The organism is Streptomyces sp. NPDC090106 (assembly GCF_044747265.1).
GTDB lineage: Bacteria > Actinomycetota > Actinomycetes > Streptomycetales > Streptomycetaceae > Streptomyces.
This window is the reverse complement of record NZ_JBIVDS010000005.1, coordinates 334,964-359,654: the sequence shown is the minus strand read 5'-3', so window position 1 is coordinate 359,654 and position 24,691 is coordinate 334,964. Positions and strand designations below refer to the sequence as shown.

26 protein-coding genes are annotated in these 24,691 nt (G+C 72.2%); 6 read left to right on the top strand and 20 right to left on the bottom strand.

Translation table 11 applies throughout. The annotated features are described in order from the left end of the window. Positions 1-52: 52 nt before the first annotated feature. From trpM to hisI, 7 genes are all read right to left on the bottom strand, one after another. Entirely contained in the window at positions 53-277 is a 225-nt protein-coding gene (trpM, locus tag ACIPSE_RS18670) for a tryptophan biosynthesis modulator TrpM (RefSeq protein ID WP_401663854.1), read from the bottom strand. Between the two features lie 21 nt (positions 278-298). Beyond that, positions 299-1,108, bottom strand: coding sequence for an indole-3-glycerol phosphate synthase TrpC (trpC, locus tag ACIPSE_RS18665; RefSeq protein WP_401663852.1), 810 nt, complete (start codon positions 1,106-1,108; stop codon positions 299-301). Between the two features lie 138 nt (positions 1,109-1,246). After that, positions 1,247-1,699 (bottom strand): DUF2752 domain-containing protein, encoded by a 453-nt coding sequence (locus ACIPSE_RS18660; RefSeq protein WP_401663849.1) that lies wholly within the window; start codon positions 1,697-1,699, stop codon positions 1,247-1,249. 71 nt (positions 1,700-1,770) lie between these two features. Next, the gene (locus ACIPSE_RS18655) at positions 1,771-2,028 is read right to left on the bottom strand and encodes an HGxxPAAW family protein (protein WP_401663846.1); all 258 of its coding nucleotides are present in this window, start codon (positions 2,026-2,028) and stop codon (positions 1,771-1,773) included. 126 nt (positions 2,029-2,154) lie between these two features. Next, a complete protein-coding gene (locus ACIPSE_RS18650; protein ID WP_401663844.1) occupies positions 2,155-2,796 on the bottom strand; it encodes a TIGR02234 family membrane protein in 642 nt (213 codons plus the stop codon). 86 nt (positions 2,797-2,882) lie between these two features. Then, the gene (locus ACIPSE_RS18645) at positions 2,883-4,361 is read right to left on the bottom strand and encodes an anthranilate synthase component I (protein WP_401663842.1); all 1,479 of its coding nucleotides are present in this window, start codon (positions 4,359-4,361) and stop codon (positions 2,883-2,885) included. An 11-nt stretch (positions 4,362-4,372) separates the two neighbouring features. Beyond that, on the bottom strand, positions 4,373-4,801 hold the full coding sequence (gene hisI, locus ACIPSE_RS18640) for a phosphoribosyl-AMP cyclohydrolase (RefSeq protein ID WP_401663840.1): 429 nt from the start codon (positions 4,799-4,801) through the stop codon (positions 4,373-4,375). Positions 4,802-4,884: 83 nt separating this feature from the next. On the opposite strand from hisI, the gene ACIPSE_RS18635 reads away from it, so the two are divergent. Then, positions 4,885-5,520, top strand: a complete 636-nt coding sequence (locus tag ACIPSE_RS18635) for a TIGR03085 family metal-binding protein (RefSeq protein ID WP_401663837.1) — start codon at positions 4,885-4,887, stop codon at positions 5,518-5,520. Between the two features lie 513 nt (positions 5,521-6,033). On the opposite strand, the gene hisF is transcribed toward ACIPSE_RS18635, so the two are convergent. From hisF to hisD, 8 genes are read right to left on the bottom strand one after another with little or no spacing between them, the layout of a single operon-like run. After that, positions 6,034-6,789, bottom strand: coding sequence for an imidazole glycerol phosphate synthase subunit HisF (gene hisF / locus ACIPSE_RS18630; protein WP_401663835.1), 756 nt, complete (start codon positions 6,787-6,789; stop codon positions 6,034-6,036). Next, positions 6,786-7,184: a RidA family protein gene (locus ACIPSE_RS18625; RefSeq protein ID WP_401663833.1), complete on the bottom strand. Its 399-nt coding sequence runs from the start codon at positions 7,182-7,184 to the stop codon at positions 6,786-6,788. Before ACIPSE_RS18625 ends, hisF begins: the two co-directional genes overlap by 4 nt. Then, positions 7,181-7,906, bottom strand: coding sequence for a bifunctional 1-(5-phosphoribosyl)-5-((5-phosphoribosylamino)methylideneamino)imidazole-4-carboxamide isomerase/phosphoribosylanthranilate isomerase PriA (gene priA / locus ACIPSE_RS18620; protein WP_401663831.1), 726 nt, complete (start codon positions 7,904-7,906; stop codon positions 7,181-7,183). The genes ACIPSE_RS18625 and priA overlap by 4 nt, the downstream gene beginning before the upstream one ends. Further along, positions 7,903-8,553, bottom strand: coding sequence for an imidazole glycerol phosphate synthase subunit HisH (gene hisH / locus ACIPSE_RS18615; protein ID WP_401663829.1), 651 nt, complete (start codon positions 8,551-8,553; stop codon positions 7,903-7,905). The genes priA and hisH overlap by 4 nt, the downstream gene beginning before the upstream one ends. Beyond that, positions 8,544-8,708 carry a hypothetical protein gene (locus ACIPSE_RS18610; RefSeq protein WP_401663826.1) on the bottom strand — a complete coding sequence of 55 codons (165 nt, stop codon included), beginning with the start codon at positions 8,706-8,708 and terminating at the stop codon, positions 8,544-8,546. The genes hisH and ACIPSE_RS18610 overlap by 10 nt, the downstream gene beginning before the upstream one ends. A gap of 4 nt (positions 8,709-8,712) precedes the next feature. Further along, the gene (gene hisB, locus ACIPSE_RS18605) at positions 8,713-9,306 is read right to left on the bottom strand and encodes an imidazoleglycerol-phosphate dehydratase HisB (RefSeq protein WP_401663824.1); all 594 of its coding nucleotides are present in this window, start codon (positions 9,304-9,306) and stop codon (positions 8,713-8,715) included. Further along, the gene (locus ACIPSE_RS18600) at positions 9,303-10,412 is read right to left on the bottom strand and encodes a histidinol-phosphate transaminase (RefSeq protein ID WP_401663821.1); all 1,110 of its coding nucleotides are present in this window, start codon (positions 10,410-10,412) and stop codon (positions 9,303-9,305) included. The genes hisB and ACIPSE_RS18600 overlap by 4 nt, the downstream gene beginning before the upstream one ends. Further along, positions 10,409-11,731 (bottom strand): histidinol dehydrogenase, encoded by a 1,323-nt coding sequence (gene hisD, locus ACIPSE_RS18595; RefSeq protein ID WP_401663819.1) that lies wholly within the window; start codon positions 11,729-11,731, stop codon positions 10,409-10,411. Before hisD ends, ACIPSE_RS18600 begins: the two co-directional genes overlap by 4 nt. A 157-nt stretch (positions 11,732-11,888) precedes the next feature. On the opposite strand from hisD, the gene ACIPSE_RS18590 reads away from it, so the two are divergent. The 4 genes from ACIPSE_RS18590 (at position 11,889) to ybaK (ending at position 15,895) form a co-directional block, all read left to right on the top strand. After that, complete coding sequence (locus ACIPSE_RS18590; RefSeq protein ID WP_401663817.1) at positions 11,889-13,466, top strand: oxidoreductase; 1,578 nt, start codon at positions 11,889-11,891, stop codon at positions 13,464-13,466. 137 nt (positions 13,467-13,603) lie between these two features. Beyond that, complete coding sequence (locus tag ACIPSE_RS18585; RefSeq protein ID WP_401663814.1) at positions 13,604-14,635, top strand: hypothetical protein; 1,032 nt, start codon at positions 13,604-13,606, stop codon at positions 14,633-14,635. Positions 14,636-14,646: 11 nt separating this feature from the next. Then, complete coding sequence (locus tag ACIPSE_RS18580; RefSeq protein WP_401663812.1) at positions 14,647-15,387, top strand: LON peptidase substrate-binding domain-containing protein; 741 nt, start codon at positions 14,647-14,649, stop codon at positions 15,385-15,387. A 13-nt stretch (positions 15,388-15,400) separates the two neighbouring features. Next, complete coding sequence (ybaK, locus tag ACIPSE_RS18575; protein ID WP_401663809.1) at positions 15,401-15,895, top strand: Cys-tRNA(Pro) deacylase; 495 nt, start codon at positions 15,401-15,403, stop codon at positions 15,893-15,895. 565 nt (positions 15,896-16,460) lie between these two features. Here the strand turns inward: ybaK and ACIPSE_RS18570 are convergent. From ACIPSE_RS18570 to ACIPSE_RS18555, 4 genes are all read right to left on the bottom strand, one after another. Beyond that, positions 16,461-17,132 (bottom strand): AAA family ATPase, encoded by a 672-nt coding sequence (locus tag ACIPSE_RS18570; RefSeq protein ID WP_401663807.1) that lies wholly within the window; start codon positions 17,130-17,132, stop codon positions 16,461-16,463. A gap of 34 nt (positions 17,133-17,166) precedes the next feature. After that, positions 17,167-17,988, bottom strand: a complete 822-nt coding sequence (locus ACIPSE_RS18565; RefSeq protein WP_401663805.1) for an ABC transporter permease — start codon at positions 17,986-17,988, stop codon at positions 17,167-17,169. A 160-nt stretch (positions 17,989-18,148) separates the two neighbouring features. Then, positions 18,149-19,168 (bottom strand): ABC transporter ATP-binding protein, encoded by a 1,020-nt coding sequence (locus ACIPSE_RS18560; RefSeq protein WP_401663803.1) that lies wholly within the window; start codon positions 19,166-19,168, stop codon positions 18,149-18,151. Positions 19,169-19,229: 61 nt separating this feature from the next. Beyond that, positions 19,230-20,441 carry an NYN domain-containing protein gene (locus ACIPSE_RS18555; protein WP_401663801.1) on the bottom strand — a complete coding sequence of 404 codons (1,212 nt, stop codon included), beginning with the start codon at positions 20,439-20,441 and terminating at the stop codon, positions 19,230-19,232. A 225-nt stretch (positions 20,442-20,666) separates the two neighbouring features. Between ACIPSE_RS18555 and ACIPSE_RS18550 the strand changes: the two genes are divergently transcribed. Then, the gene (locus ACIPSE_RS18550; protein WP_165951132.1) at positions 20,667-20,831 is read left to right on the top strand and encodes a hypothetical protein; all 165 of its coding nucleotides are present in this window, start codon (positions 20,667-20,669) and stop codon (positions 20,829-20,831) included. A 121-nt stretch (positions 20,832-20,952) separates the two neighbouring features. On the opposite strand, the gene dnaE is transcribed toward ACIPSE_RS18550, so the two are convergent. Beyond that, positions 20,953-24,492, bottom strand: coding sequence for a DNA polymerase III subunit alpha (gene dnaE, locus ACIPSE_RS18545; protein WP_401663798.1), 3,540 nt, complete (start codon positions 24,490-24,492; stop codon positions 20,953-20,955). Positions 24,493-24,691 lie beyond the last annotated feature (199 nt).

Sequence of the window (24,691 nt, the reverse complement as noted above, 5' to 3'; positions counted from 1 at the left end):
GAAGAAGACACTGTTCGCCGTGGGGGCGGAGATCCGTCGTCGACGCGAGCCGTCAGTGGCTGATCGCGTCCGCGCGGCGGTGGCCGCGGATCGCGGGACGTCCCGCACCCCCGAAGGGGCGCTGCCATCGCCGCCCGTTGACCTGCCCGGGCTCGTCCCCGATGACGTACCTGACCCGGCGGCCGTGGATCCTACGCGCGGGCGCGCGGCAGCCACGGGGACGGCAGCCGCGCGCGAGGCGGGCGTACCGGTCACAGGTCGGGGCGGTGGGAGTCATCGGGGTCAGCCTACCGGGTGATCATCCCCGGCCGTGCCGCAGCGCGGGGTGCTCGCCGGCGGCCACGAGGTCGGAGACGGCGGACCGGGGGTCCTTGCCGGTGACCAGGGACTCGCCGACCAGGACCGCGTCGGCGCCGGCGTTGGCGTACGCGATGAGGTCGTGGGGGCCGCGGACGCCGGACTCGGCGACCTTGACCAGGGTGTCGGGGATCTCGGGGGCGACGCGGTCGAAGGTGCCGCGGTCGACCTCGAGGGTCTTGAGGTTGCGGGCGTTGACGCCGATGATCTTCGCTCCGGCGGCGACGGCGCGCTCGACCTCGTCCTCGTCGTGGACCTCGACGAGCGGGGTGAGGCCGATGGACTCGGCGCGCTCGATGAGGGACTCCAGGGCGGGCTGCTCCAGGGCGGCGACGATCAGCAGGGCGAGGTCGGCGCCGTACGCGCGGGCCTCCCACAGCTGGTACGAGGTGACGATGAAGTCCTTGCGCAGGACCGGGATGTCGACGCTCGCGCGGACCGCTTCGAGGTCGGCGAGGGAGCCGCCGAAGCGGCGCTGTTCGGTGAGGACGGAGATGACGGCCGCGCCGCCCGCCTCGTAGTCCGCGGCGAGGCCCGCCGGGTCGGCGATCGCGGCGAGCGCGCCCTTGGAGGGGCTGGACCGCTTGACCTCGCAGATGACCTTGACGCCTTCACCGCGCAGGGCGGCCACGCCGTCCTTGGCGGCGGGAGCCTTGGCCGCGCGCTCCTTGAGCTCGTCGAGGCTGACGCGCGCCTGCCGCTCCGCGAGGTCGGCACGGACTCCGTCGATGATCTCGTCGAGCACACTCACGCGAGGTGGCCCCTTCCAGACGGTTGACAGTTTCGGCGACCGGTTGAAACAGGTGGTCACTGCGATGGTATCCGCCCGGGGGCGTAGCCCTCGCATCCGGTTGACGCCGGTCCCACTACCTGGACGTTCACCGATTGATCAAGGGTGGAGCCAGCCACCGAACGGCAGGTTCCGGACAACCGTGAAGACCAGCAGCAATGTGCCGAGCGTCCAGAGGTGGACGGGGCCGAGGTCGAGCCGTACCGGCCGGCCGCGCGCCGCGCGGACCACCCATACGGTCCACAGCGCGGCGAAGCCCAGATAGGCGAGCACGGCGGGGGCGTTGGCGTGCAGCGCGGCCGGCAGGTCGCCGTGGACGAAGGCGTGCGCGCTGCGCAGTCCGCCGCAGCCGGGGCAGTACAGGCCGGTGAAGCGCAGCAGGGGGCAGACGGGGTAGTGCCCCGGCTCGTTGGGGTCGACGGTGCCCACGTAGGCGAAGGCCCCGGCGACGGCCGTGAGGACACCGGCGGGGACGGCGAGGCGTGCCGCCCTCGACGCGGGCGGTGCGGTGCGCTGGGCGGCCCTGTGGCTGTCGGCGTTCACGTCTCGCATTGTGCCCCGGCGGGGCCCGGACGCGCGTGAGGGGCGGCACGGGGCCGCCCCTCACGCACCGCTCGCGCGGTTCAGCTCTTGGCGCTCGCGGGCTCCGCCTTGCCGGGGAGCAGCACGGAGAGGTCCTTGTGCTGGTCCTTCGGCATGCCCAGGCCCATGGCGCTCATGACCCAGCCGATGACGCCGCCGATGGCCACGACGACCATGCCGGCCCAGAAACCGAGGGGCTCGGCCATCACCATGAAGGCGCCCGCAATGCAGAAACCGATGAAGGCGATCGTGACACCGGTCCAGGCGGCCGGGGTGTGACCGTGGCTGCTGCCCGCCATGACTTGCTCCTCGTTGCTTTTGATCGTGTCGATCGTGACTGAGCCGGACGCTCAGGGTCCATTGTCCCGCACGCGCGCGTGTGCGGTGCCCGGGGGTCGCCTCTCGCGCGTCGGGGCCGGCGCCTCCTACGCCCCGGTGGGGTCCTCGCCCCGGTCCAGGGCCTTCCACATCTCCTCGGGGCGCTCGGGGTCGACCGGCTTGGCCTTGCGGGCCGGGCGGGGGGTGCCGTCGCGTTCGTAGCGGCCGGACATGGCGGGCCAGCGGGGCGCGTAGCGCAGGGCGAGGAGTCCGGCGAGCAGCATGAGGGCGCCGCCGACGGCCGCGACGTAGGGCCAGGCGGTGTGGGTGAAGGCGGCCACGGTGGCCGCGGTGTCGCCGGTGGCCTTCGCGGCCTGCTCGTCGAGCGCGGAGTGGTCGGAGGCGCCGATGAGCGCGGCGGCGATGGTGCCGGCGCCGGAGAGGGCGAGGAGGGCGGCGACGAAGACGCGGCCGTAGCGGCGCACGGCGAAGACGGCGACGAGCGCGGCGAGGCCCACTATGGCGAGCGACGCGGGCACGCCCGTGACGTCGCTGCCCTTGGCGGTGAGGGGGAAGTCGCCGCCCGCGATGGTGGCCGTGCCCGCGGACCATCGCTGGCGGGTCGACAGCAGGGCCACGGCGGCGCCGAGCGCGCCGCTCAGGAGGGCCACGGCGAGACTCCGGCGGGCGGCCTGGACGGGTCCGGCGGCTTCGGAACGGGGGTGGGGTACGGCAGTCACGTACTCCACTATCGCCCGAACCCCGGGCGAACCGTCACCCGGGGTTCACGTGAGACCCGTCCTACTTTCCGGCGGAGTCGGTCCCGGCGGCCGTCTCAGCCGCCGAGCCGGTTGGCCGTGTGGACGGCGCGGAGGACCGCCGCGGCCTTGTTGCGGCACTCCTGGTCCTCGGCGGCCGGGTCGGAGTCGGCGACGATCCCGGCGCCCGCCTGGACATAGGCCGTACCGTCCCTGAGCAGGGCCGTCCGGATGGCGATGGCGGTGTCGGAGTCGCCCGCGAAGTCGAGGTAGCCGACGCAGCCGCCGTACAGGCCGCGCCGGGAGGGCTCCAGTTCGTCGATGATCTGCATCGCGCGCGGCTTGGGCGCGCCCGAGAGGGTGCCCGCGGGGAAGCAGGCGGTGAGGACGTCGAAGGCGGTGCGGCCCTGTGCCACCTTTCCGGTGACCGTCGAGACGATGTGCATCACGTGGGAGTACCGCTCGACGGACATGAAGTCGACGACCTCCACCGAACCCGGTTCGCAGACCCGCCCGAGGTCGTTGCGGCCGAGGTCGACCAGCATGAGGTGCTCGGCGCGTTCCTTGGGGTCGGCGAGGAGTTCGTCGGCGAGGGCCTGGTCCTCCTGCGGGGTGGCGCCGCGCCAGCGGGTGCCGGCGATGGGGTGGACCATGGCCCGCCCGTCCTCGACCTTCACCAGCGCCTCGGGCGACGACCCGACGACGTCGAAGCCGTCGAAGCGGAACAGGTACATGTACGGCGACGGGTTGGTGGCCCGCAGGACCCGGTAGACGTCCAGCGCGCTCGCGGTGCACGGCGTCTCGAAGCGCTGGGAGGGCACGACCTGGAAGGCCTCGCCCGCGCGGATGCGCTCCTTGATGTCCTCGACGGCGGCCTGGAAGTCCTCGCCGCCCCACAGGGCCGTGTACGCGGGGAGTTCGGAGGGCGGCAGGACGGCGGGCGGCTGGGGCACCGCGCGGGTGAGGTCGGCCTGCATGGCGTCGAGGCGGGCGACCGCGTCGGCGTACGCCTCGTCGACGCCCGTGTCGAGGTCGTTGTGGTTGATCGCGTTGGCGATCAGCAGGACCGAGCCCTCCCAGTGGTCCATCACGGCGAGGTCGCTGGTGAGCAGCATGGTCAGCTCGGGGAGCCCGAGGTCGTCGCGCTCCCCCGGGCCGATCTTCTCCAGGCGGCGGACGATGTCGTAGCCGAGGTAGCCGACCATGCCGCCGGTGAAGGGCGGCAGGCCCTCCTGGTGCGGGGTGTGCAGGGCCTCGATGGTGGCGCGCAGCGCGTCGAGGGGGTCGCCGTCGACGGGGACACCGACGGGCGGGGTGCCCAGCCAGTGCGCCCGGCCGTCGCGGGCGGTGAGGGTCGCGGCGGAGCGGACACCGACGAACGAGTAGCGGGACCAGGAGCGGCCGTTCTCCGCGGACTCCAGCAGGAAGGTGCCGGGGCGCTCGGCGGCGAGCTTGCGGTAGAGGGCGACCGGGGTGTCGCCGTCGGCGAGGAGCTTGCGCGTGACCGGGATGACGCGCCGGTCGGTGGCGAGCTTGCGGAAGGTGTCGAGGTCCATGGCGGGTGACCTTACTGATCCCGGGCCGGGGCACCGGAACCGGCGCTCTGGGCGTCCTGGGCGCCGCCGGCGTCCTTGAGCAGCACGTCCTCGTCGAAGCAGGTGCGCGCGCCGGTGTGGCAGGCGGCTCCGACCTGGTCGACCTTGACGAGCAGGGTGTCGGCGTCGCAGTCCAGCGCGACCGACCTGACCCACTGGAAGTGGCCGGAGGTGTCGCCCTTGACCCAGTACTCCTGGCGGCTGCGCGACCAGTAGGTGCAGCGGCCGGTGGTCAGCGTGCGGTGCAGCGCCTCGTCGTCCATCCACCCCAGCATCAGCACCTCACCGGTGTCGTACTGCTGGGCGATGGCGGGGACGAGCCCGTCGGAGCTGCGCTTGAGGCGCTCGGCGATCTCGGGATCGAGGCTGCTGGGCCGGGGACTTCCGGTCGTGCTGGTCATGGGTGCCATTGTGCCGCGCGGCGCAGGCGGCGACGGCGCGGTGTCCACTGTGCGGACCCGGTACGCGGTCGTAGGCTGACGGCATGTCGACTTTCGCCAAGCGTGAACGACTTCTCCTCGCGGACCTCCTGGAGACCGCGGGACCCGAGGCGCCGACCCTCTGCGAGGGCTGGCTGACCCGGGATCTCGCCGCCCATGTGGTGGTGCGCGAGCGCCGCCCGGACGCCGCGGGCGGCACCCTGATCAAACAGCTCGCGTCGCGGCTGGAGAAGGTGACGGCGGAGTACGCGGCCAAGCCGTACGAGGAGCTGATCCAGCTCGTCCGCACCGGTCCGCCGCGGTTCTCGCCGTTCCAGCTCAAGCAGGTGGACGAGGCCGCCAACACGATCGAGTTCTACGTCCACGCCGAGGACGTCCGGCGCGCCCAGGAGGGCTGGACGCCCCGCGAGCTCGACCCGGTCTTCCAGGACGCCCTGTGGTCGCGTCTGGAGCGCACGGCCCGGCTGGTGGGGCGCGGCGCCCCGACCGGTCTGGTGCTGCGCCGCCCGGACGGCCGGACGGCGGTGGCGCACCGGGGGACGCCGGTGGTGACGGTGACCGGCGAGCCGTCGGAGCTGCTGATGTTCTCCTACGGCCGCAAGGACACCGCGAAGGTGACCCTGGAGGGCGACGAGGACGCCGTGACGAAGCTGAACGAGGGCAAGCAACTGGGCATCTGAACCCTCCACCACCCCGCACACCCAGCCACGGCACAGATCCCCGGCAATCCCGGGCGGGTCCGCCGCGCCACAGCCCCCTGGCCGCGTCGGGCGATCCGGCTCGACGCGGATCTCTGGCCCCCCGGCGGTCCGCCACGGTGCAGCCCCCGGCCGCCCCGGGCGGTCCGCCACAGCACAGGCCCTCGGCCACCTCTGGCAGTTCGTCGCGGCACAGGCGCCCGGCCGCCCTCGGGCGGTCCGCAGCAGCGCAGGCCCCGGCCGCCCCAGGCAGTTCGCAGCGGAACAGGCACCGGCCGCGGGACGGTGACCTCACCTGGTCCGGTGGGGGCAGGTGCCTGGCCGGGGACGGTGACTCCGCCCGGCCCGGCAGCCCTCGGCGCTCGCCGCGAGGACGAGCCCGGTGCTCCGGTCGCCGGGGGCGGCGCGCAGCCCGGACTCAGCGGCCGGCCCCGTCCCGGTCATCGGCGGGCCGGGAGGCCCGGCCGTCCGACGTGCGGCCGGATCCCGGTCGGGTCAGCGCACGGGGTGTCCGGCGCCTCGCAGCGCGTCCTTGACCTCGCCGATCCGCAGATCGCCGAAGTGGAACACCGACGCCGCCAGCACCGCGTCCGCGCCCGCCCCGATCGCCGGGGCGAAGTCGCCGAGCTTCCCGGCGCCGCCGGAGGCGATGACGGGCACGGTGACGTGCTTGCGCACGGCCCGGATCATCTCGATGTCGTAGCCGTCCTTGGTGCCGTCGGCGTCCATCGAGTTGAGGAGGATCTCGCCCGCGCCCAGTTCGGCGGCGCGGTGGGCCCACTCGACGGCGTCGATGCCGGTTCCCTTGCGACCGCCGTGGGTGGTGACCTCGAAGGTGCCCTCGGGGGTGCGGCGGGCGTCCACCGACAGGACCAGCACCTGCCGGCCGAACCGCTCGGCGATCTCCCGGATCAGCTCCGGGCGGGCGATGGCGGCGGTGTTGACGCCGACCTTGTCGGCACCGGCCCGCAGCAGCTTGTCCACGTCGTCGGCGGTGCGGACGCCGCCGCCGACGGTGAGCGGGATGAAGACCTGCTCGGCGGTGCGGCGCACCACGTCGTAGGTGGTCTCGCGGTTGCCGGAGGACGCGGTGATGTCGAGGAACGTCAGCTCGTCGGCGCCCTCGGCGTCGTACACCTTGGCCATCTCGACGGGGTCGCCCGCGTCGCGCAGGTTCTGGAAGTTGACGCCCTTGACGACCCGGCCGTTGTCCACGTCCAGGCAGGGGATGACACGCACGGACAGGGTCATGACGCGTCCTCCTCCCGGTAGGCCTCGACCTCGACCTCGACGACCAGCCGGGGGTCGACGAAGCCGGAGACGATGATCATGGACGCGGCGGGGCGGACGGCGTCGAAGAGCTCCTTGTGGGCGCGTCCGACCTCCTCCACGTCCCGCGCGTGGGTGATGTACATGCGTGTGCGCACGACGTCCTCCCGGCCCAGACCGAGCTGCTCCAGCGCCGCGAACGCCACGCCGAAGGAGTTGACCGCCTGCTCGTACGGGTCGCCGTCGGCGATCTGCCCGTCGATCACGGAGGTGCAGCCGGAGACCAGCACGAGCCCGTTCGGCAACCGCACCGCGCGGGAGTAGCCGAAGGCCTCCTCCCACGGGGCACCGGTCACGACCCGCCGTACCTCGCTCACCGGGCCACCGCCTCCAGGGCCTCTTCCAGCGTGAACGCCTTGGCGTACAGGGCCTTGCCGACGATGGAGCCCTCGACGCCGAGGGGCACGAGTTCGGCGATGGCGCGCAGGTCGTCCAGCGAGGACACGCCGCCGGAGGCCACCACGGGGCGGTCGGTGGCCGCGCAGACGGTGCGCAGCAGCTCCAGGTTCGGGCCCTGGAGGGTGCCGTCCTTGGCGATGTCGGTGACGACGTACCGCGCGCAGCCCTCGTTGTTGAGGCGCTCCAGCGTCTCGTAGAGGTCGCCGCCGTCGCGGGTCCAGCCGCGTCCGCGCAGGGTCGTGCCGCGGACGTCGAGGCCGACGGCGATCTTGTCGCCGTGCTCGGCGATGACCTTGGCGACCCACTCGGGGGTCTCCAGGGCGGCCGTGCCGAGGTTCACACGGGTGCAGCCGGTGGCGAGGGCGGCGGCGAGGGTGTCGTCGTCGCGGATGCCGCCGGACAGCTCGACCTTGATGTCCATGGCCTTCGCGACCTCGGCGATCAGCTCCCGGTTGTCGCCGGTGCCGAACGCCGCGTCCAGGTCCACCAGGTGCAGCCACTCGGCGCCGGAGCGCTGCCAGGCCAGGGCGGCCTCCAGCGGGGAGCCGTAGGACGTCTCCGTGCCGGACTCGCCGTGCACGAGGCGGACGGCCTGGCCGTCGCGGACGTCGACGGCGGGAAGGAGTTCGAGCTTGCTCACAGTGTTCCGATCCAGTTGGTGAGGAGCTGCGCGCCGGCGTCGCCGGACTTCTCGGGGTGGAACTGCGTGGCCCACAGGGCGCCGTTCTCGACGGCGGCGACGAACGGCTTGCCGTGGGTGGACCAGGTGACGAGCGGGGCGCGCATCGCCGGGTTGGTGATCTCCAGGGTCCAGTCGTGGACGGCGTAGGAGTGCACGAAGTAGAAGCGGGCGTCGGCGTCGAGGCCGGCGAAGAGCTCCGAGCCGCCCGGGGCGTCGACGGTGTTCCAGCCCATGTGGGGCACGATGTCGGCCTGGAGCGGCTCGACGGAGCCGGGCCACTGGTCGAGGCCCTCGGTCTCCACGCCGTGCTCGATGCCGCGCGCGAAGAGGATCTGCATGCCGACGCAGATGCCCATGACGGGGCGCCCGCCGGACAGCCTGCGGTCGACGATCCAGTCGCCGCGCGCCTGCCGCAGACCCTTCATGCAGGCCTCGAAGGCGCCGACGCCGGGCACGAGCAGCCCGTCGGCGTTCATGGCCTCGTCGAAGTCACGCGTGATCTCGACCTGGGCTCCGGCGCGGGCGAGGGCGCGCTCGGCGGACCGGACGTTCCCGAAGCCGTAGTCGAAGACGACGACCTTCTTCGAGGACGCGCTCAATTCCACACCTCCAGCCTCATGACACCGGCGACCAGACACATCGCGGCGCCGACGGAGAGCAGCACGATCAGCTGCTTGGGCATGCCCTGCTTGACGAAGGAGATGATGCCGCCGACCAGGAAGAGACCGACGACGATCAGTACGGTGGAGAGCCCGTTCATGGGGTTACAGCGCACCCTTCGTGGAGGGCAGGATGCCTGCCGCGCGCGGGTCGCGCTCCGAGGCGTAGCGCAGCGCCCGCGCGAGGGCCTTGAACTGGCACTCGACGATGTGGTGGGCGTTGCGCCCGTAGGGCACGTGCACGTGCAGGGCGATCTGCGCCTGGGCGACGAAGGACTCCAGGATGTGCCGGGTCATCGTCGTGTCGTACTCGCCGATCATCGGCGCCATCTTCTCGGGCTCGGTGTGCACGAGGTAGGGGCGGCCGGAGAGGTCGACGGTGACCTGGGCGAGGGACTCGTCCAGCGGGACCGTGCAGTTGCCGAAGCGGTAGATGCCGACCTTGTCGCCGAGGGCCTGCTTGAAGGCGGCGCCGAGGGCGAGGGCGGTGTCCTCGATGGTGTGGTGCGAGTCGATGTGCAGATCGCCCTCGGTCTTCACGGTGAGGTCGAACAGACCGTGCCGGCCGAGCTGGTCGAGCATGTGGTCGTAGAAGCCGACCCCGGTCGCCACGTCGACCTTGCCGGACCCGTCGAGGTCGATCTCGACGAGGACGGAGGTCTCCTTCGTCGTCCGCTCGACTCTTCCCACGCGGCTCATGCGTTCAGCTCCTTCTTGACTTCACGGACCGCGTCGAGGAACGCGTCGTTCTCTTCGGGGGTTCCGGCGGAGACCCGCAGCCACCCCGGGATGCCGTTGTCCCGGACCAGGACACCCCGGTCGAGGATCTTCCGCCACGCGACGTGCGAGTCCTGGAAGCGGCCGAACTGCACGAAGTTCGCGTCGGACTCGACGACCTCGTAGCCGGTCGCCCGCAGCTCGCTCACCAGCCGGTCGCGCTCGGCCTTCAGCTGCTCGACGTACTTCAGCAGGGTGTCGGTGTGCTCCAGGGCGGCCAGCGCGGTCGCCTGGGTGACGGCCGACAGGTGGTAGGGCAGCCGGACGAGCTGGACGGCGTCCACGACCGCCGGGTGCGCGGCGAGGTAGCCGAGGCGCAGCCCGGCCGCGCCGAACGCCTTCGACATCGTGCGGGAGATGACCAGGTGAGGGCGGCCCTCGATCAGCGGCAGCAGCGAGTCGCCGTGGCTGAACTCGATGTACGCCTCGTCGACGACGACCAGCGACGGCTTCGCGGCCTGGGCGGCCTCGTACAGCGCGAGGACCGTCTCGGGCGGGACCGCGTTGCCCGTCGGGTTGTTGGGGGTCGTGACGAACACGACGTCCGGCCGGTGCTCGCCGATCGCGCGCACGGCGGCCTCGACGTCGATGGTGAAGTCCTCGTTGCGCGGGCCGGAGATCCAGCCCGTGCCGGTGCCGCGCGCGATGAGCGCGTGCATCGAGTACGACGGCTCGAAGCCGATGGCCGTGCGGCCGGGCCCGCCGAAGGTCTGGAGCAGCTGCTGGAGGACCTCGTTGGAGCCGTTGGCCGCCCACACGTTGGCGAGTCCGACCTCGTGACCGGAGGTGTCGGTCAGGTACTTCGCGAGCTGGGTGCGCAGCTCGACGGCGTCCCGGTCGGGGTAGCGGTTGAGGTTCCGGGCGGCCTCGCGGACCCGCTCGGCGATCCGCTCGACCAGCGGCTCGGGCAGCGGGTAGGGGTTCTCGTTGGTGTTCAGCCGTACGGGGACGTCCAGCTGGGGCGCGCCGTAGGGGGACTTGCCGCGCAGCTCGTCCCGTACGGGGAGATCGTCGATGCCGAGAGTCACTTGCCGGGTACCTTCCAGCCGAACCGAGCCTTGATCGCCGCGCCGTGCGCGGGCAGGTCCTCCGCCTCCGCGAGCGTCACCACGTGGTGGGCGACGTCGGCGAGGGCGTCCTCCGTGTAGTCGACGATGTGGATGCCGCGCAGGAAGGACTGGACCGACAGGCCCGAGGAGTGACAGGCGCAGCCGCCGGTGGGCAGGACGTGGTTGGACCCGGCGGCGTAGTCGCCGAGGGAGACGGGCGCCCAGGGGCCGATGAAGATCGCGCCCGCGTTGCGGACCCGGTCGGCCACGGCGGCGGCGTCGGCGGTCTGGATCTCCAGGTGCTCGGCGCCGTAGGCGTCGACGACCCTGAGGCCCTCCTCGACGCTGTCGACGAGGACGATCGCGGACTGCCGGCCGCCGAGGGCGGGCACGATCCGGTCCTCGATGTGCTTGGTGGCCGCGACCTGCGGCTCCAGCTCCTTGTCGACGGCGTCGGCGAGCGCGACGGAGTCGGTGACGAGGACGGCCGCGGCCAGCGGGTCGTGCTCAGCCTGGCTGATCAGGTCGGCGGCGACGTGCACCGGGTCGGCGGTGTCGTCGGCGAGGACGGCGATCTCGGTCGGGCCGGCCTCCGCGTCGATGCCGATCTTCCCAGTAAAGTAGCGCTTGGCGGCGGCGACCCAGATGTTGCCGGGCCCGGTGACCATGTCGGCGGGCGGGCAGGACTCGGTGCCGTACGCGAACATCGCGACGGCGGTCGCGCCGCCGGCGGCGTACACCTCGTCGACGCCGAGCAGCGCGCACGCGGCGAGGATCGTGGGGTGCGGCAGGCCGTCGAACTCGGCCTGGGCCGGGGAGGCGAGCGCGATCGAGGGGACGCCGGCCTCCTGCGCCGGGACCACGTTCATGATCACGGAGGACGGGTACACGGACCGGCCGCCGGGCGCGTACAGCCCGACCCGGTCGACCGGCACCCACTTCTCGGTCACGGTGCCGCCGGGCACGACCTGGGTGGTGTGGGTGGAGCGGCGCTGCTCGCGGTGGACGAGCCGGGCGCGGCGGATGGACTCCTCCAGGGCCGCGCGCACGGCCGGGTCGAGCTGCTCCAGCGCGCGGGTGAGCGCCTCGGCGGGCACCCGCACCCGCTCCAGCCGTACCCCGTCGAACGTCTCCGCGAAGTCGATCAGCGCCGCGTCGCCCCGATGATGCACGGCCTCGCAGATCGGACGCACCTTCTCCAGGGCGGCCGAGACGTCGAAGTCGGCTCGGGGCAGCAGGTCGCGCAGAGCGGGGCCCTCGGGGAGGGCGTCGCCGCGCAGATCGATTCGGGAGATCACGGACCCAATTCTCTCAGACGGGGTTCGGGCGTCGTCCGCGCGTATCAATGGCTGATACAGAACGGCGTGCGCAACCTGGAAGATCCCCTTCACGTCCTGTGCTTCGGGGGTGACCCAGCGGGCATCACGGTGGGGCGAGCACAGAACTGGAGGAGCAGTGACGGACGGGGCCGGCATCCGTGCCGGGGATCTGCCGGACGATCTGACCGCCGCGGAGGCGGGAATGTGGCAGGCGTTCCGCAACGGGAGCGTGTACGACCTGAGCAGCGGCGACTCGGTCGTCGACGATCCGCACGGCGGGCATCCCTGGGGGCCGGAGCGGACCGTGCGGGCGCGGATCGTGTGCTGGCTGCTGCTGGACGGGCCGCCCGCGCTGGCGGGCCGGGTGGCGGCGCTGAAGCTGTGGGGGGTGCACGTCAGCGGCACCCTGGATCTCGCGGGCGGCTCGGTGGAGCCGTACGTGGAGCTGCGCGGCTGCCGGTTCGAGCGGGAGGTCCTGCTGCCGGAGGCCCGGTTCAGGACCGTGCGGTTCGTGGACTGCTCGGTGCCGCGGCTGGAGGCGGCCCGGGTGCACACGGAGGGCGATCTGCATCTGCCGCGCTGCCGCTTCCACAACGGGGTGCGGCTGACCGACGCGCACATCGGCACGGACCTGATGCTCAACCAGGCGATCGTCTACCGGGACCGCAGCGGCCGTTCCCTCACCGCGGACGGGATGACCGTGGGCCAGGACCTCCAGGCGGACCTGCTGGAGTCGCACGGCGAGCTGCGGCTGCGCAGCGCGAAGATCGGCGTGTCGCTGAGTCTGCGCGGCGCGCGGCTGGCCAATCCGTACACGCGGTACGCGCTGAACGCGCCCCAGCTCACCGTGGAGCGGGCGATCTATCTGACCCCGGCGGGCCTGGACAACCCGATGGTGAGCGGGGCGACGCCCGCGCGCGGGACGCGGATCCAGCGGTTCGAGTGCGAGGGCGGGCTGCGGCTGGACGACGGACGGTTCGGGGACGCGGTGGACTTCGAGCGGGCCCGGTTCACGCTCGGCGACGACCAGGAGCTGTCGCTGCGCCGGGTGCAGACCTCGGAGCTGCGTTTCCTCGGGGAGCGGCCGGCGCGCGGGCGGGTGGTGCTGTCGGGGGCACGGGTGGTGAACCTGATGGACCGCCGGGACAGCTGGCCGGGGCCCGGACGGCTGCACATGGGCGGGTTCAGCTACGAGAACCTGGTGCCCCGGGGCCCGTTCCCGCTGACCGAGCGGCTGCGCTGGCTGGCCGCGGCGACCGCCGAGTACAACCCGGAGCCGTACGAGCGGCTGGCGGCGGTGCTGCGCTCGGGCGGCGAGGACGAGGACGCGCGCGAGGTGCTCCTCGCCAAGCAGCGCAGACGCCGCCAGACGCTGCCGCTCGCGGCGAAGCTGTGGGGGTACGCGCAGGACTGGACGGTGGCCTACGGGTACCGGCCGGGGCGGGCGCTGGTGTGGATGGCGGTGCTGTGGGCGGCGTCCTCGGTGGCCTTCGCGCACGCCGACCATCCGCCGCTGCGGGGCGCCGCGGGGCCGCAGTGGAACCCGGCACTGTTCGCGCTGGACCTGCTGCTTCCGGTCATCGATCTGGGGCAGGCCGGAGCGTGGCAGCTGCGCGGCGGCTGGCAGTGGCTGTCGGCGGTGGTGATCCTGCTGGGCTGGACGCTGGCGACGACGGTGGCGGCGGGGGCGACACGGCTGCTGCGGCGCGGCTAGCCGGCCGTCACCGCAGGTCACACAGCGGATGAACAGGTGACGAACAGTGACCATTTTACGTTCTCTTGACCTCGGGACGTACAACTTTCGGGAGGTTCTGTGGAACCTCTGGCGCTTGCTCGACGCGCGCCTTTTCAATGGTCGACACCATGGCCCTGCTGCCTCCGTTCGTCCGGTCGGCCCGTTCGCCCCGGACGGCCCGCCCCGCAGAGCACCCGCCGGTCGCGCTTCCCGCCGACGACGAGGTGCTCCTCGACGCGCCCGACGACCGGCTCGGACCGGCGCTGGTGGCCGCCGGGCAGAGCGCCTACCAGATGGCGGCGGCCCTCCTGGAGGCCACCCGCGCGGAGGCCGCCTGGGAGCACCGGGACCGGTACGTCGTCCGTCTCGCGTCCTTCGCGCGCTCGCGCCCCGAGTGGTTCCAGGAGTGGCGGGCGGCGGCCCCGCACGACCCGGACCAGCTCCTGGTCGGCGCCCAGCTCGCGGTGGACCGGGCCTGGGACTCCCCCGCCCGCGCGGAGCTGCTGCGCGAGCTGAACCCGCTGATCACGGCCGCCGCGCGGGGCGACGACCGCGACCCGGTGCCGTGGCGGCTCGCGCTGGACCACGCGCACGGCTCGAACGCCGGGCACAAGTACTTCGGGGAGCTGTGGGAGGCGGCGGTGCGCCGCGCCCCGCACCACTACGGCTGCCACGCCGCCGCCCTGCGCTACCTCGCCGACTCCTGGCACGGCTCGCACCGCGAGTGCTTCGACTTCGCGGAGACGGCCGCGCAGGACGCCCCGGCGGGCTCCCTGGTGCAGGCCCTGCCCACGCGCGCGGCGCTCGCCTATCTGAGCGACGGGTGCGGCCCCGACGTGCCGCGGGCGCGGCTGGACGCGGCGGCCGACCGGGCGATCACGCTCTCGGCCCGCTTCCCGGCGGCGGACCCGTGGCCGGCGCAGATACGCAACAAGCTGGTCTACGTCCTGGCCCTGCTGGAACGCTGGCCCGACGCCCTGGACCAGCTGCGCCTCATCGGCCCCCACGCGACGTCCTTCCCGTGGGAGCTGGTGTCGGAGGATCCGCTGGGCCGGTTCCTGGAACTGCGCGAGGAGGTCGGGGCGCGGTCGGCCTCCGGACTTCCACGAAGTGAGCACGTGGAACGCACACACTCCCACGACCATTAGGCTCTTGCGGCGTGAGAACCGTCCGGCTTCCGCTCTTCCCCCTGAACTCCGTGCTGTTCCCGGGGCTGGTGCTCCCGTTGAACGTCTTCGAGGAGCGGTATCGCGCCATGATGCGCGAACTGCTGAAGACCCCCGAGGAGGAGGCTCGCCGCTTCGCCGTCGTCGCCATCCGCGACGGTCTGGAGGTCGCCGCGAGCTCCCCCGGCATGCCCGACCCCACGGCCCTGCCGGACCGGGGCCCGGCGGCGGGCTTCGGCACCGACCCGATGAAGTCCTTCCACGCCACGGCCTGCATCGCGGACGCGGCGACGATCCGGGAGCGCGAGGACGGCACCTTCGAGGTCCTCGCGACGGGCACCACCCGGGTGCGCCTGCTGTCGGTGGACGCGACCGGGCCCTATCTGACGGCCGAGCTGGAGCCGCTGGAGGAGGAGACCGGTGACGAGGCCGGGGCGCTCGCGGAGGGCGTCCTGCGGGCCTTCGGCCAGTACCAGAAGCGGCTGGCCGGCGCCCGCGAGCGGACCCTGACCACGGGGGCGGAGCTGCCGGACGACCCGGCCGTGGTCAGCTATCTCGTGGCCGCCGCGATGATGCTGGACATCCCCACCAAGCAGCGGCTGCTCCAGGCCCCGGACACCGCGTCCCGGCTGCGCGACGAGCTGACACTGCTGCGCTCCGAGACGGCGATCATCCGTCATCTTCCGTCGTTGCCCGCGTCGGACCTGACGCGCGGCCCGACCAGTCTGAACTGAGGCACGCGACGACATGGCGAAGAAGGACCGGAAGCAGGGCGGCACCCCGGCCACCGTGGCGCTGACGGCGGCGGGCGTGACGTTCACCGTCCACTCCTACGACCACGACCCGGGCCATCCCTCCTACGGCGAGGAGGCCGCCGAGGCGATGGGCATCTCCCCCGAGCGGGTCTTCAAGACGCTCGTCGCGGACGTGGACGGCGCCCTGACCGTGGCGGTCGTCCCGGTGGCGGGCCAGCTCGACCTGAAGGCCCTCGCGTCGGCGGTGGGCGGCAAGCGCGCCGCCATGGCCGACCCGGTCCTCGCCGAACGCACCACCGGCTACGTGCGCGGCGGCATCTCCCCCCTGGGCCAGCGCAAGAGGCTCCGCACGGTCCTGGACGACTCCGCGTCGGCGTTCGACACGATCTGCGTCTCGGCGGGCCGCCGCGGCCTGGAGGTCGAACTCTCCCCCACCGACCTGAGCACCCTCACGAACGCGGTCCTGGCCCCCATCGGCCGCGCCTGACCCTCCGGGCCGCCGCGTCGGCCGTCCGGGTCGGGGTGGTTCCCGTCCGAAGGCCGGGGAGGCCGCCGGGGCGTCCCTCGGCCGAGCGCCAGGGACGCCGGCGAGGAACGTGTGACGACCGGCGTCGCTCACCGGCATGCCGGCCCCCGTTCACCCGGGAAGCACGCGCCGCCGCCCGAGGCGACCTCATCCACCGCCCGGCCCCGCCCGCGGACAACCCGCCGTGCAGCCGCGTCCCGGCCGACGACCGACGGCCGCCGGGTGCCCCCGCCCCCGGAGGGCAGCCGGCCGAACGGCACCCGCCCGAAGGACGCACCGCCGCCGAGACGACACCCCTCACGGCGTCGCCACCCCCACCCAGGCCGGCCCCCGGCGAGGCCGAAGCGCGCCCCCGGTTCGCCCGCCCCCGCGCGTGACCTCTCGACGGCTCGGCGCTCCTCGGTTAAGTACGAGGGACATGTCGAAGAAAACGCGGAAGCGGAAGTGGCGGGTCAGGAAGGGCCGTGCCAACCACGGCAGGCGGCCCGCCTGACCGGCGTCGTCGAGAGCGCGTCGCGGGGTCCCGTCACACCGACGGGGCCCCGTAGCCGTCCTTCTGCGGGAGCTGGAGGTAGGGGTCGGGGTCCCGGGGGCCGAAGAGGGCCGTGAGCCCGAGGTGGACCAGCAGGGCGGCCAGCGGCCAGGCCAGCAGCGCGCCCTTGGCGCCGAGCTTCAGCGGGGCGTCGAAGCCGACCCCCTTGCCGACGGCCTTGGCGTGCGCGACCACGTCCTGCTCCGGCCCGAGCCAGACGCCCAGCCGCCAGGCGAGCAGCGAACCCAGCAGTCCGGCGACGCCGAGGGCCACCACGAGCGGCACCCCGCCGCGCCGGCGCCACACGAACACGGCGATGGCGCTGACGGCGCCGAAGGCGAGCCCGAGCAGGGTGAACGTTCCGTCCACGCCGATCGACTGCTCCCCCTCGTTGTCCTTGAGGTAGACGTACCAGCGGTCCGAGACGAGCTCGCCGACCAGCGGCACGTGCGGCGCGAGCCACCACCACAGCACGCCGAGCACGAGCCCGAGGAGCGCCACCGCCACCGTGACGACGGCGGCCTCCCGCAGTTCGGTCTTCATACCGGGGCCGTCCTGTTCGTACAGGTCCAGCAGCCCGCCGGCACCGTGCGGCGGCGGTGCCTGCCAGGCCTGGTGCGGGGACGGATCGCTCGGCGGCGGAGGAGGAGTCAGCGGTGCGGTCACCCTGACATCGTGCCAGGCCCGTCCGTACGGCGCGTCACCGGACGGCCGCCCGACGGTACGCCCAGGTGGCGACGGCCAGCGACACCACGCCGACGGCACCGCAGACGGCGAGGTCACCGAGGACGAAGGCCCAGTCGGGGTGCGGTCCGAAGGTCCGTGCGAACGCCTCGACGCCGTACGTGGAGGGCAGCAGGTCGCGGGCGAAGCGCACCGCCTCCGGCATCCGGTCGGCCGGCAGCACCCCGAGCAGCAGCGCCGCGGACATGCCCAACTGACCGAGCAGGGTGGCCAGTTCCGGCCGGGGCGCGAGCAGTCCGAGCGCCGCGCCGAGCCCCGCGAGGGCGGCCCCGGCGAGCGGGATCACCGCGACGAGCACCCACAGATGCGCCACGGGCAGCCCGAACAGCGCGCACCCGAACAGAGCCGTCACGACGGTGCCGGGCACGGTGAAGGAGGCGTACGCGCCCGCCGCGCCGAGCACGACCGCGGCCGGCGGCACGGGCAGCGTGGCGTAGTGGTCCAGGCCGCCGCTGGCCCGCAGCTGTCCGAAGTACTGGGCGAGCAGGTTCAGCGCGACGAAGGCGACCACGAGGACGGACGACCCGGCCACCACGGCCCGCGCCTCACCCCCGCCGTCCACGACCCCGCGCATCAGGATCATGATCCCGATCGACTGGAAGGTCGCCACGAACAGCAGCGGGATGCGCGCGACCCGCGCACGCGAGAGCTGCGCGCGGTACACGGCCACGAGCGCCGGCCACATCCGCGCGCGCGGCCCGAGCTCGGCCGCCCGCGGCACCGTCTCCTGCGCGCCCAGGGCACTGCCCGGCAGAACCTCGGCGGGTACGACACTCACGTGGCGCTGCTCCCTCTCACGAACGGGTTCACTGCGGCGTTCGTCCTGTTGTCCGGTACGGATGCTACGGCCCGTGCGCTCAAACCCCGCTCGAAGACCCGAGCCGGACTCCACCCGCCCTCGACGGGCCCGGCGGGTTTCAGGGGCTCCTGTCGCGCGCTCATGCCCGCACCAGCCCCTGCCGTGCCGCCCCGCCCAGCGCCAGGTACACGTCCTCCAGGCTGGGCGTGGTGAGCGTGAAGTCGTCCAGCGCCGCGAAGGCGGCCCCGCCGGTGACGGTGGCGACGACGGCGCGCGCCTCCTCGGGGGCCAGCCGCAGCGTCCAGCGGCGCCCCGACTCGGCGGCCCGGTCCTGGAGCGCGGCGACCTCGGGCACGTGCAGCGGCGCGGCCTCGCGCCACACGAGGTCCACCCGGACCTCCCCGGCGACCTGTTCCTTGAGCCCGGCCGGGGTGTCGCAGGCGATGACGCGTCCCTGGTCGAGGACGGCGACCCGGTCCAGGACGGTCTCGGCCTCGATGACGTTGTGGGTGACGAGCAGCACCGTCGTGCCGCGTTCGGCGCGGCGCCGGTCCACGGCCGACCACACGGCGCGTCGCGCGACGGGGTCCATGGCGGTGGTCGGCTCGTCCAGCACCAGCAGGGGCCGTTCCCCGACCAGCGCGGCGGCCAGACACGCCAGGCGCCGCTGCCCGCCGGACAGCTTCCTGATCGGCCGTCCGGCCAGCGCCGTGAGCCCCAGTTCCTCCAGGACGGCGTCCCGCTGGGCCCGGGCGTCGCGCGCCTCCAGGCCGCGCAGCCGTCCGGTGGTCTCGGCGGCCAGCGACACGGTCAGTTCGTCGAGGGCGGTGGACTCCTGGCCCAGGTAGGCGAGGATGCGCGCGGCCCGTTCCGGATGCCGCACGATGTCGTGCCCGAGGATCTCGACGGTCCCGCCGTCGGGCCGCATCAGCCCGGTGAGCTGCCGTACGAGGGTGGACTTCCCGGCGCCGTTCGGCCCGAGCAGCCCGAAGATCTCGCCGCGGCGGATGTCCAGGCGCACGTCGTCGGTGGCCCGCACCTCGGGGGTTCCGGGGGCTCCGCGCCGCCCGCGCACCGCCGGGTACGTCTTCGTCAGCCCACGCACCGCGCAGACGACGTCGCCGCCCTGCCGAAGTGCCTGTGCCCCGCGCGTACTCACAAGGGACGAGGGTACGGGGTCGGGGCGGGCGGCTCGCCCCTGGGGCGGCGTATGTGCCGTTTCACTCCCCCGCGGGAGCGTGCTCCGCGGCCGTCCGTACGTCGATCTCGCGCCAGAACCCGGCACGGATGGCGTAGCGGTCGTGCTCGTCGATCTGGTCGTCCTTGTGGGCGAGGAGTCCGAAGCGGGCGGCGTAGCGCAGCAGCTCGCCGTCGATGCGGTGCGGGATGCGCGGGTACATCCCGGACAGCTTCTGGAAGTGGTGGGCCTGTTCGCCGAGCCGTTCCATCCAGCGCCGGGCGAACACCTGTCCGACCTCGTAGGGGTCGCCGCCGACCGTGGTGATGTCCTCCTCGCGGTCGGCCCAGCGCTGCTCGGCGGTGGTGAGCTGGGCGAGCGTGGGCATGGAGGCGATCTCGGGCGGTTCGGCGCCGGAGCCGGGGCGGTCGACCCAGCCCTTGTCGGAGGACCAGCGCAGGGTCGCGTTCGCGGGGTGCTGGGGCTGGACGCCGGGGGCGCGCAGCGCGGCGAGGTCCTTCGGGGTGGGCACGCCCTTGGGGGCGGGCACCCGCTCCTGCGCGCCGTTCTCCGAGCCGACGGGCGGGCGCTCGCGTTCGTCGACGGGGCGCTCGGCGGCGGTGAGCGCGGTGTCGGGCAGCGGGGCGGAGAGGATCGCGGCGATCTCGGGCCGGGGCGCGGGCGGCGGCGCGCAGATCCCGCCGGGCTCCTTGGCGCGCACGGCCTTGGTGATCCAGGTGCGGTCCAGCACGCGCCGTTCGTCGGCCTCGGCGACCAGGTCCTCGGACTGGTTGTAGTCGCCGTCGGCGGCCTGCACGGCCCACAGGTGGACGGCGACGCCGTGCTCCTTGGCGGCCATCATGCCCGGCAGCAGATCGCCGTCGCCGGTGACGAGGACGATGTCGGAGCAGGCGCGGTTGCGGGCCAGTTCGGTCAGCTCGGCGTGCATGGCCGCGTCGACGCCCTTCTGCGCCCAGCGTCCGTCGCTGCGGGTCAGGGCGCCGAGCCGGACGGTGACGCGGGGCATCACGCGCAGCCGTCGGTGCTCGGGCTGGGGGACGCGGTCGGGGGCGCCGTCGAACCAGTAGATCCTGAGCAGGGGCCGTTCGGTGTCGGTCTCGGCGCGCTCGCGCAGGCCCTGGATGAGGGCGGAGTGGTCGACGGTGATGCGGGACCGGGAGGGCTCACCGGCGAGGAGACTGGCGGCGGCCCCCAGCAGATACCCGGCGTCCACCAGGACGATGCAGCGGTCCACGCGACTCACCCTCTTTCCGGGAGGTTGTGCTTCGGGCTTCCTTCGAGTCTGCCCGACCTCGCCGGGCTTAACGGCCGGAACTCGATCTTCGGCGTGGCGTTTGGGGCCATCGCGCCCCGACATCCCCTGTCACGGACGGTAATTATCCGAAATGCGCTCTTTCCCAGCCTATGTGAGTCTGACAGCGGCCCTGGCCCCTAGATCCCCCTCAGGAGGCAGATCACCATGGCCAAGAACAAGAACCGAGACCGCAAGCAGCCCCAGTCCGAGCGCGGTCAGCAGCAGGCCCAGCAGTCCTCGATGGAGGCGCAGGCCGAGCAGCGCATGACCCAGGTGACTCCCGGTGACATGGCCCGCAAGGGCAAGCAGAAGCGATTCGGTCACAACTGACCGTCCGCGTACAGGGTGATCGAGACCCAGGCACACGAAGAGGGCGTACCCGATTTCCGGGTACGCCCTCTCGGCTTCCCTGAGCCCGCCGGGCGACCGGCGGACGGCCGGGCCCGCGCGGCTAGCCCGCCAGGCAGCTCGGGCCGAGCAGTACCTTCAGGTCGCCGAAGAGCGCCGGGTCGGGCTTGACCCGGTGCCGGTCCAGGCGGAGCACCGTCGTCCTCGTCGGGCCCTGGAGCCTGATGCGGACCTCGCTCTCGCCCCTGTGGTGCGTGAGGATCTCGCCGAGGCGGCTGACCATCGGCGGGGTGACGCGGGTGGCGGGGATGGTGAGGATCACCGGCGCGTTGGTGCCCGCGTTGGACACGTCCGGGACCTGCATCTCCATGGCGACCAGACGCGGCACGTCCTCGCGCTTGTCGAGGCGGCCCTTGACGAACACGACCACGTCCTCGACCAGTTGGGTCGACACCAGCTGGTAGGTCGCCGGGAAGAACATGCACTCGATGGAACCGGCGAGGTCCTCGACGGTGGCGATGGCCCAGGCGTTGCCCTGCTTGGTCATCTTGCGCTGGAGGCCCGAGATGATGCCGCCGATCGTCACCACCGCGCCGTCCGCGTGCTCGCCGCCGGTGAGCTGGGCGATGCCCGCGTCGGCCTTGTCGGACAGCACGTGCTCCAGACCGAAGAGCGGGTGGTCGGAGACGTACAGGCCGAGCATCTCCCGCTCCTGGGCGAGGAGATAGGCCTTGTCCCACTCGTCGGTGGTGAACTCGACGTCCAGGCCGAAGCCGGGCTCGCTGGTCTCCTCCTCGCCCATGCCGCCGAAGAGGTCGAACTGCCCCTCGGCCTCCTTGCGCTTGACCTGCACGACGTTGTCGATCATCGGCTCGAAGTGCGCGGTGAGGCCCTTGCGGGTGTGGCCCATCGTGTCGAAGGCGCCCGCCTTGATCAGCGACTCCGTGGTGCGCTTGTTGCAGGCGACGGCCTCGACCTTGTCGAGGTAGTCGGGGAACGAGGCGTACTTCCCCTTGGCCTTGCGGCTCTTGATGATCGACTCGACCACGTTGGTGCCGACGTTGCGGACCGCTTCGAGGCCGAAGAGGATCACGTCGTCGCCCTGGGCGGCGAAGTTGTGCACCGACTCGTTGACGTTGGGCGGCAGCACCTTGATCTTCATGCGCCGGCACTCGTTGAGGTAGATCGCGGACTTGTCCTTGTCGTCCTTGACCGAGGTGAGCAGTCCGGCCATGTACTCGGCGGGGTGGTTCGCCTTGAGGTACGCGGTCCAGTAGGAGACCAGGCCGTACGCGGCCGAGTGCGCCTTGTTGAAGGCGTAGCCGGCGAACGGGACCAGCACGTCCCACAGGGCCTTGATGGCCTCGTCGCTGTAGCCGTTCTTCTGGGCGCCGGCCTGGAAGATGGTGAAGTTCTTGGCCAGTTCCTCGGGCTTCTTCTTGCCCATCACGCGGCGCAGGATGTCGGCCTCGCCGAGCGAGTACCCGGCGATGATCTGGGCGGCCTTCTGCACCTGCTCCTGGTAGACGATCAGGCCGTAGGTGACCGCGAGGACCTCTTCGAGGGGCGCCTCCAGCTCCTTGTGGATCGGGGTGATCTCCTGGAGCTTGTTCTTGCGCAGCGCGTAGTTGGTGTGCGAGTCCATGCCCATCGGGCCCGGACGGTACAGCGCGGAGACGGCGGAGATGTCCTCGAAGTTGTCGGGCTTCATCAGGCGCAGCAGCGAGCGCATGGGGCCGCCGTCGAACTGGAAGACGCCGAGGGTCTCGCCGCGCTGGAGGAGTTCGAAGGTCTTGGGGTCGTCGAGCGGCAGGGCCAGCAGGTCGAGGTCGATCCCCTTGTTGGACTTCACCATCTTGACGGCGTCGTCCATGATCGTCAGGTTGCGCAGGCCGAGGAAGTCCATCTTCAGCAGGCCGAGCGACTCGCACTGCGGGTAGTCCCACTGCGTGATGGTGACGCCGTCGGTGTGCCGGACCCAGATCGGGGCGTGGTCGACGATGGGCTCGCTGGACATGATGACGCCGGCGGCGTGCACGCCCATCTGCCGGACCAGGCCCTCGACGCCCTTGGCGGTGTCGATGACCTTCTTGACGTCCGGCTCGTTCTCGTACATCCCCCGGATCTCGCCCGCCTCGCTGTAGCGCGGGTGGGAGGGGTTGGTGATGCCGTCGAGGTCGATGCCCTTGCCGAGGACGTCGGCGGGCATGGCCTTGGTGAGCCGGTCGCCCATCGCGTACGGGTAGCCCAGCACGCGCGCGGAGTCCTTGATCGCGTTCTTGGCCTTGATCTTGCCGTAGGTGCCGATCATGGCGACCTTGTCGGAGCCGTACTTCTCCGTCACGTACCTGATCACCTCGACGCGCCTGCGCTCGTCGAAGTCGATGTCGACGTCGGGCATGGAGATGCGCTCGGGGTTGAGGAACCGCTCGAAGATCAGACCGTGCGGGATCGGGTCGAGGTCGGTGATGCCCATGGCGTAGGCGACGATCGAGCCGGCCGCGGAGCCTCGGCCGGGGCCGACGGCGATGCCCTGCTTCTTGGCCCACATGATGAAGTCGGCGACGACGAGGAAGTAGCCCGGGAAGCCCATCGAGATGATGGTGTCCATCTCGTACTCGACCTGCTTCATGCGGTCGTCCGGGATGCCGTCCGGGAAGCGGCGGTTCATGCCGCGCATGGTCTCCTCGCGGAACCAGGAGACCTCGGTGTAGCCCTCGGGGATGTCGAACCTGGGCATCAGGTTCTTCTCCTGGAACATGCCCGAGGTGTCGATCTGCTCGGCGACCAGGAGGGTGTTGCGGCAGCCCTCCTGCCAGGCGTCCGAGGAGTCGACGGCGTACATCTCGTCCGTGGACTTCAGGTAGTAGCCGGTGCCGTCGAACCGGAAGCGGTCCGGGTCGGAGAGGTTCTTGCCGGTCTGGATGCACAGCAGGGCGTCGTGGGCCACCGACTCGTGCGCGTACGTGTAGTGCGAGTCGTTGGTCACCAGCGGCGGGATGCCGAGCTTCTTGCCGATCTCCAGGAGGCCGTCGCGGACCCGGTGCTCGATCTCGATGCCGTGGTCCATCAGCTCCAGGAAGTAGCGGTCCTTGCCGAAGATGTCCTGGTAGTCGGAGGCGGCTTTGAGGGCCTCGTCGAACTGGCCGAGGCGCAACCGGGTCTGGAGCTCGCCGGAGGGGCAGCCCGTGGAGGCGATGAGGCCCTCGGACCACTGGGAGATGGTCTCCTTGTCCATCCGGGGCCACTTCTGGAGCCAGCCCTCGGCGTACGCGTCCGAGGAGAGCTTGAAGAGGTTGTGCAGGCCCGTGGAGTTCGCCGCCCAGATCGTCTTGTGGGTGTAACCGCCCGAACCGGAGACGTCGTCGCGCTTCTGGTGCGGCTGGCCCCACTGGATCTTGCGCTTGTTGCGCCGCGACTCGGGGGCGACGTACGCCTCGATGCCGATGATCGGAGTGACCCCGGCCTTCTTCGCCGTGTGGAAGAAGTCGTACGCCCCGTGCAGGTTGCCGTGGTCGGACATGGCGATATGGGTCATGCCCATCTCGTTGCACGCGTCGAACATGTCCTTGAGCCGCGCGGCACCGTCCAGCAGCGAGTACTGGGTGTGGACGTGCAGGTGCGTGAACGGCGGCTTCGACACGGTTTGGCCTCCAGGGAAAACAGTCGGCGACGGGCTGGCGCACAGTTCGGGGGACAGCTCGGAAGTCTATGCCTCCGCACTGACACTCCGGGGCCCGCCCCGCGTACCTTCACAGCGAGGGATCCCGTGGGCACTTTCACCCGCGGCCAGCCGTTGAGACGACAGAAACGCTGTCGTACACATGCACCAGGAGGCACCC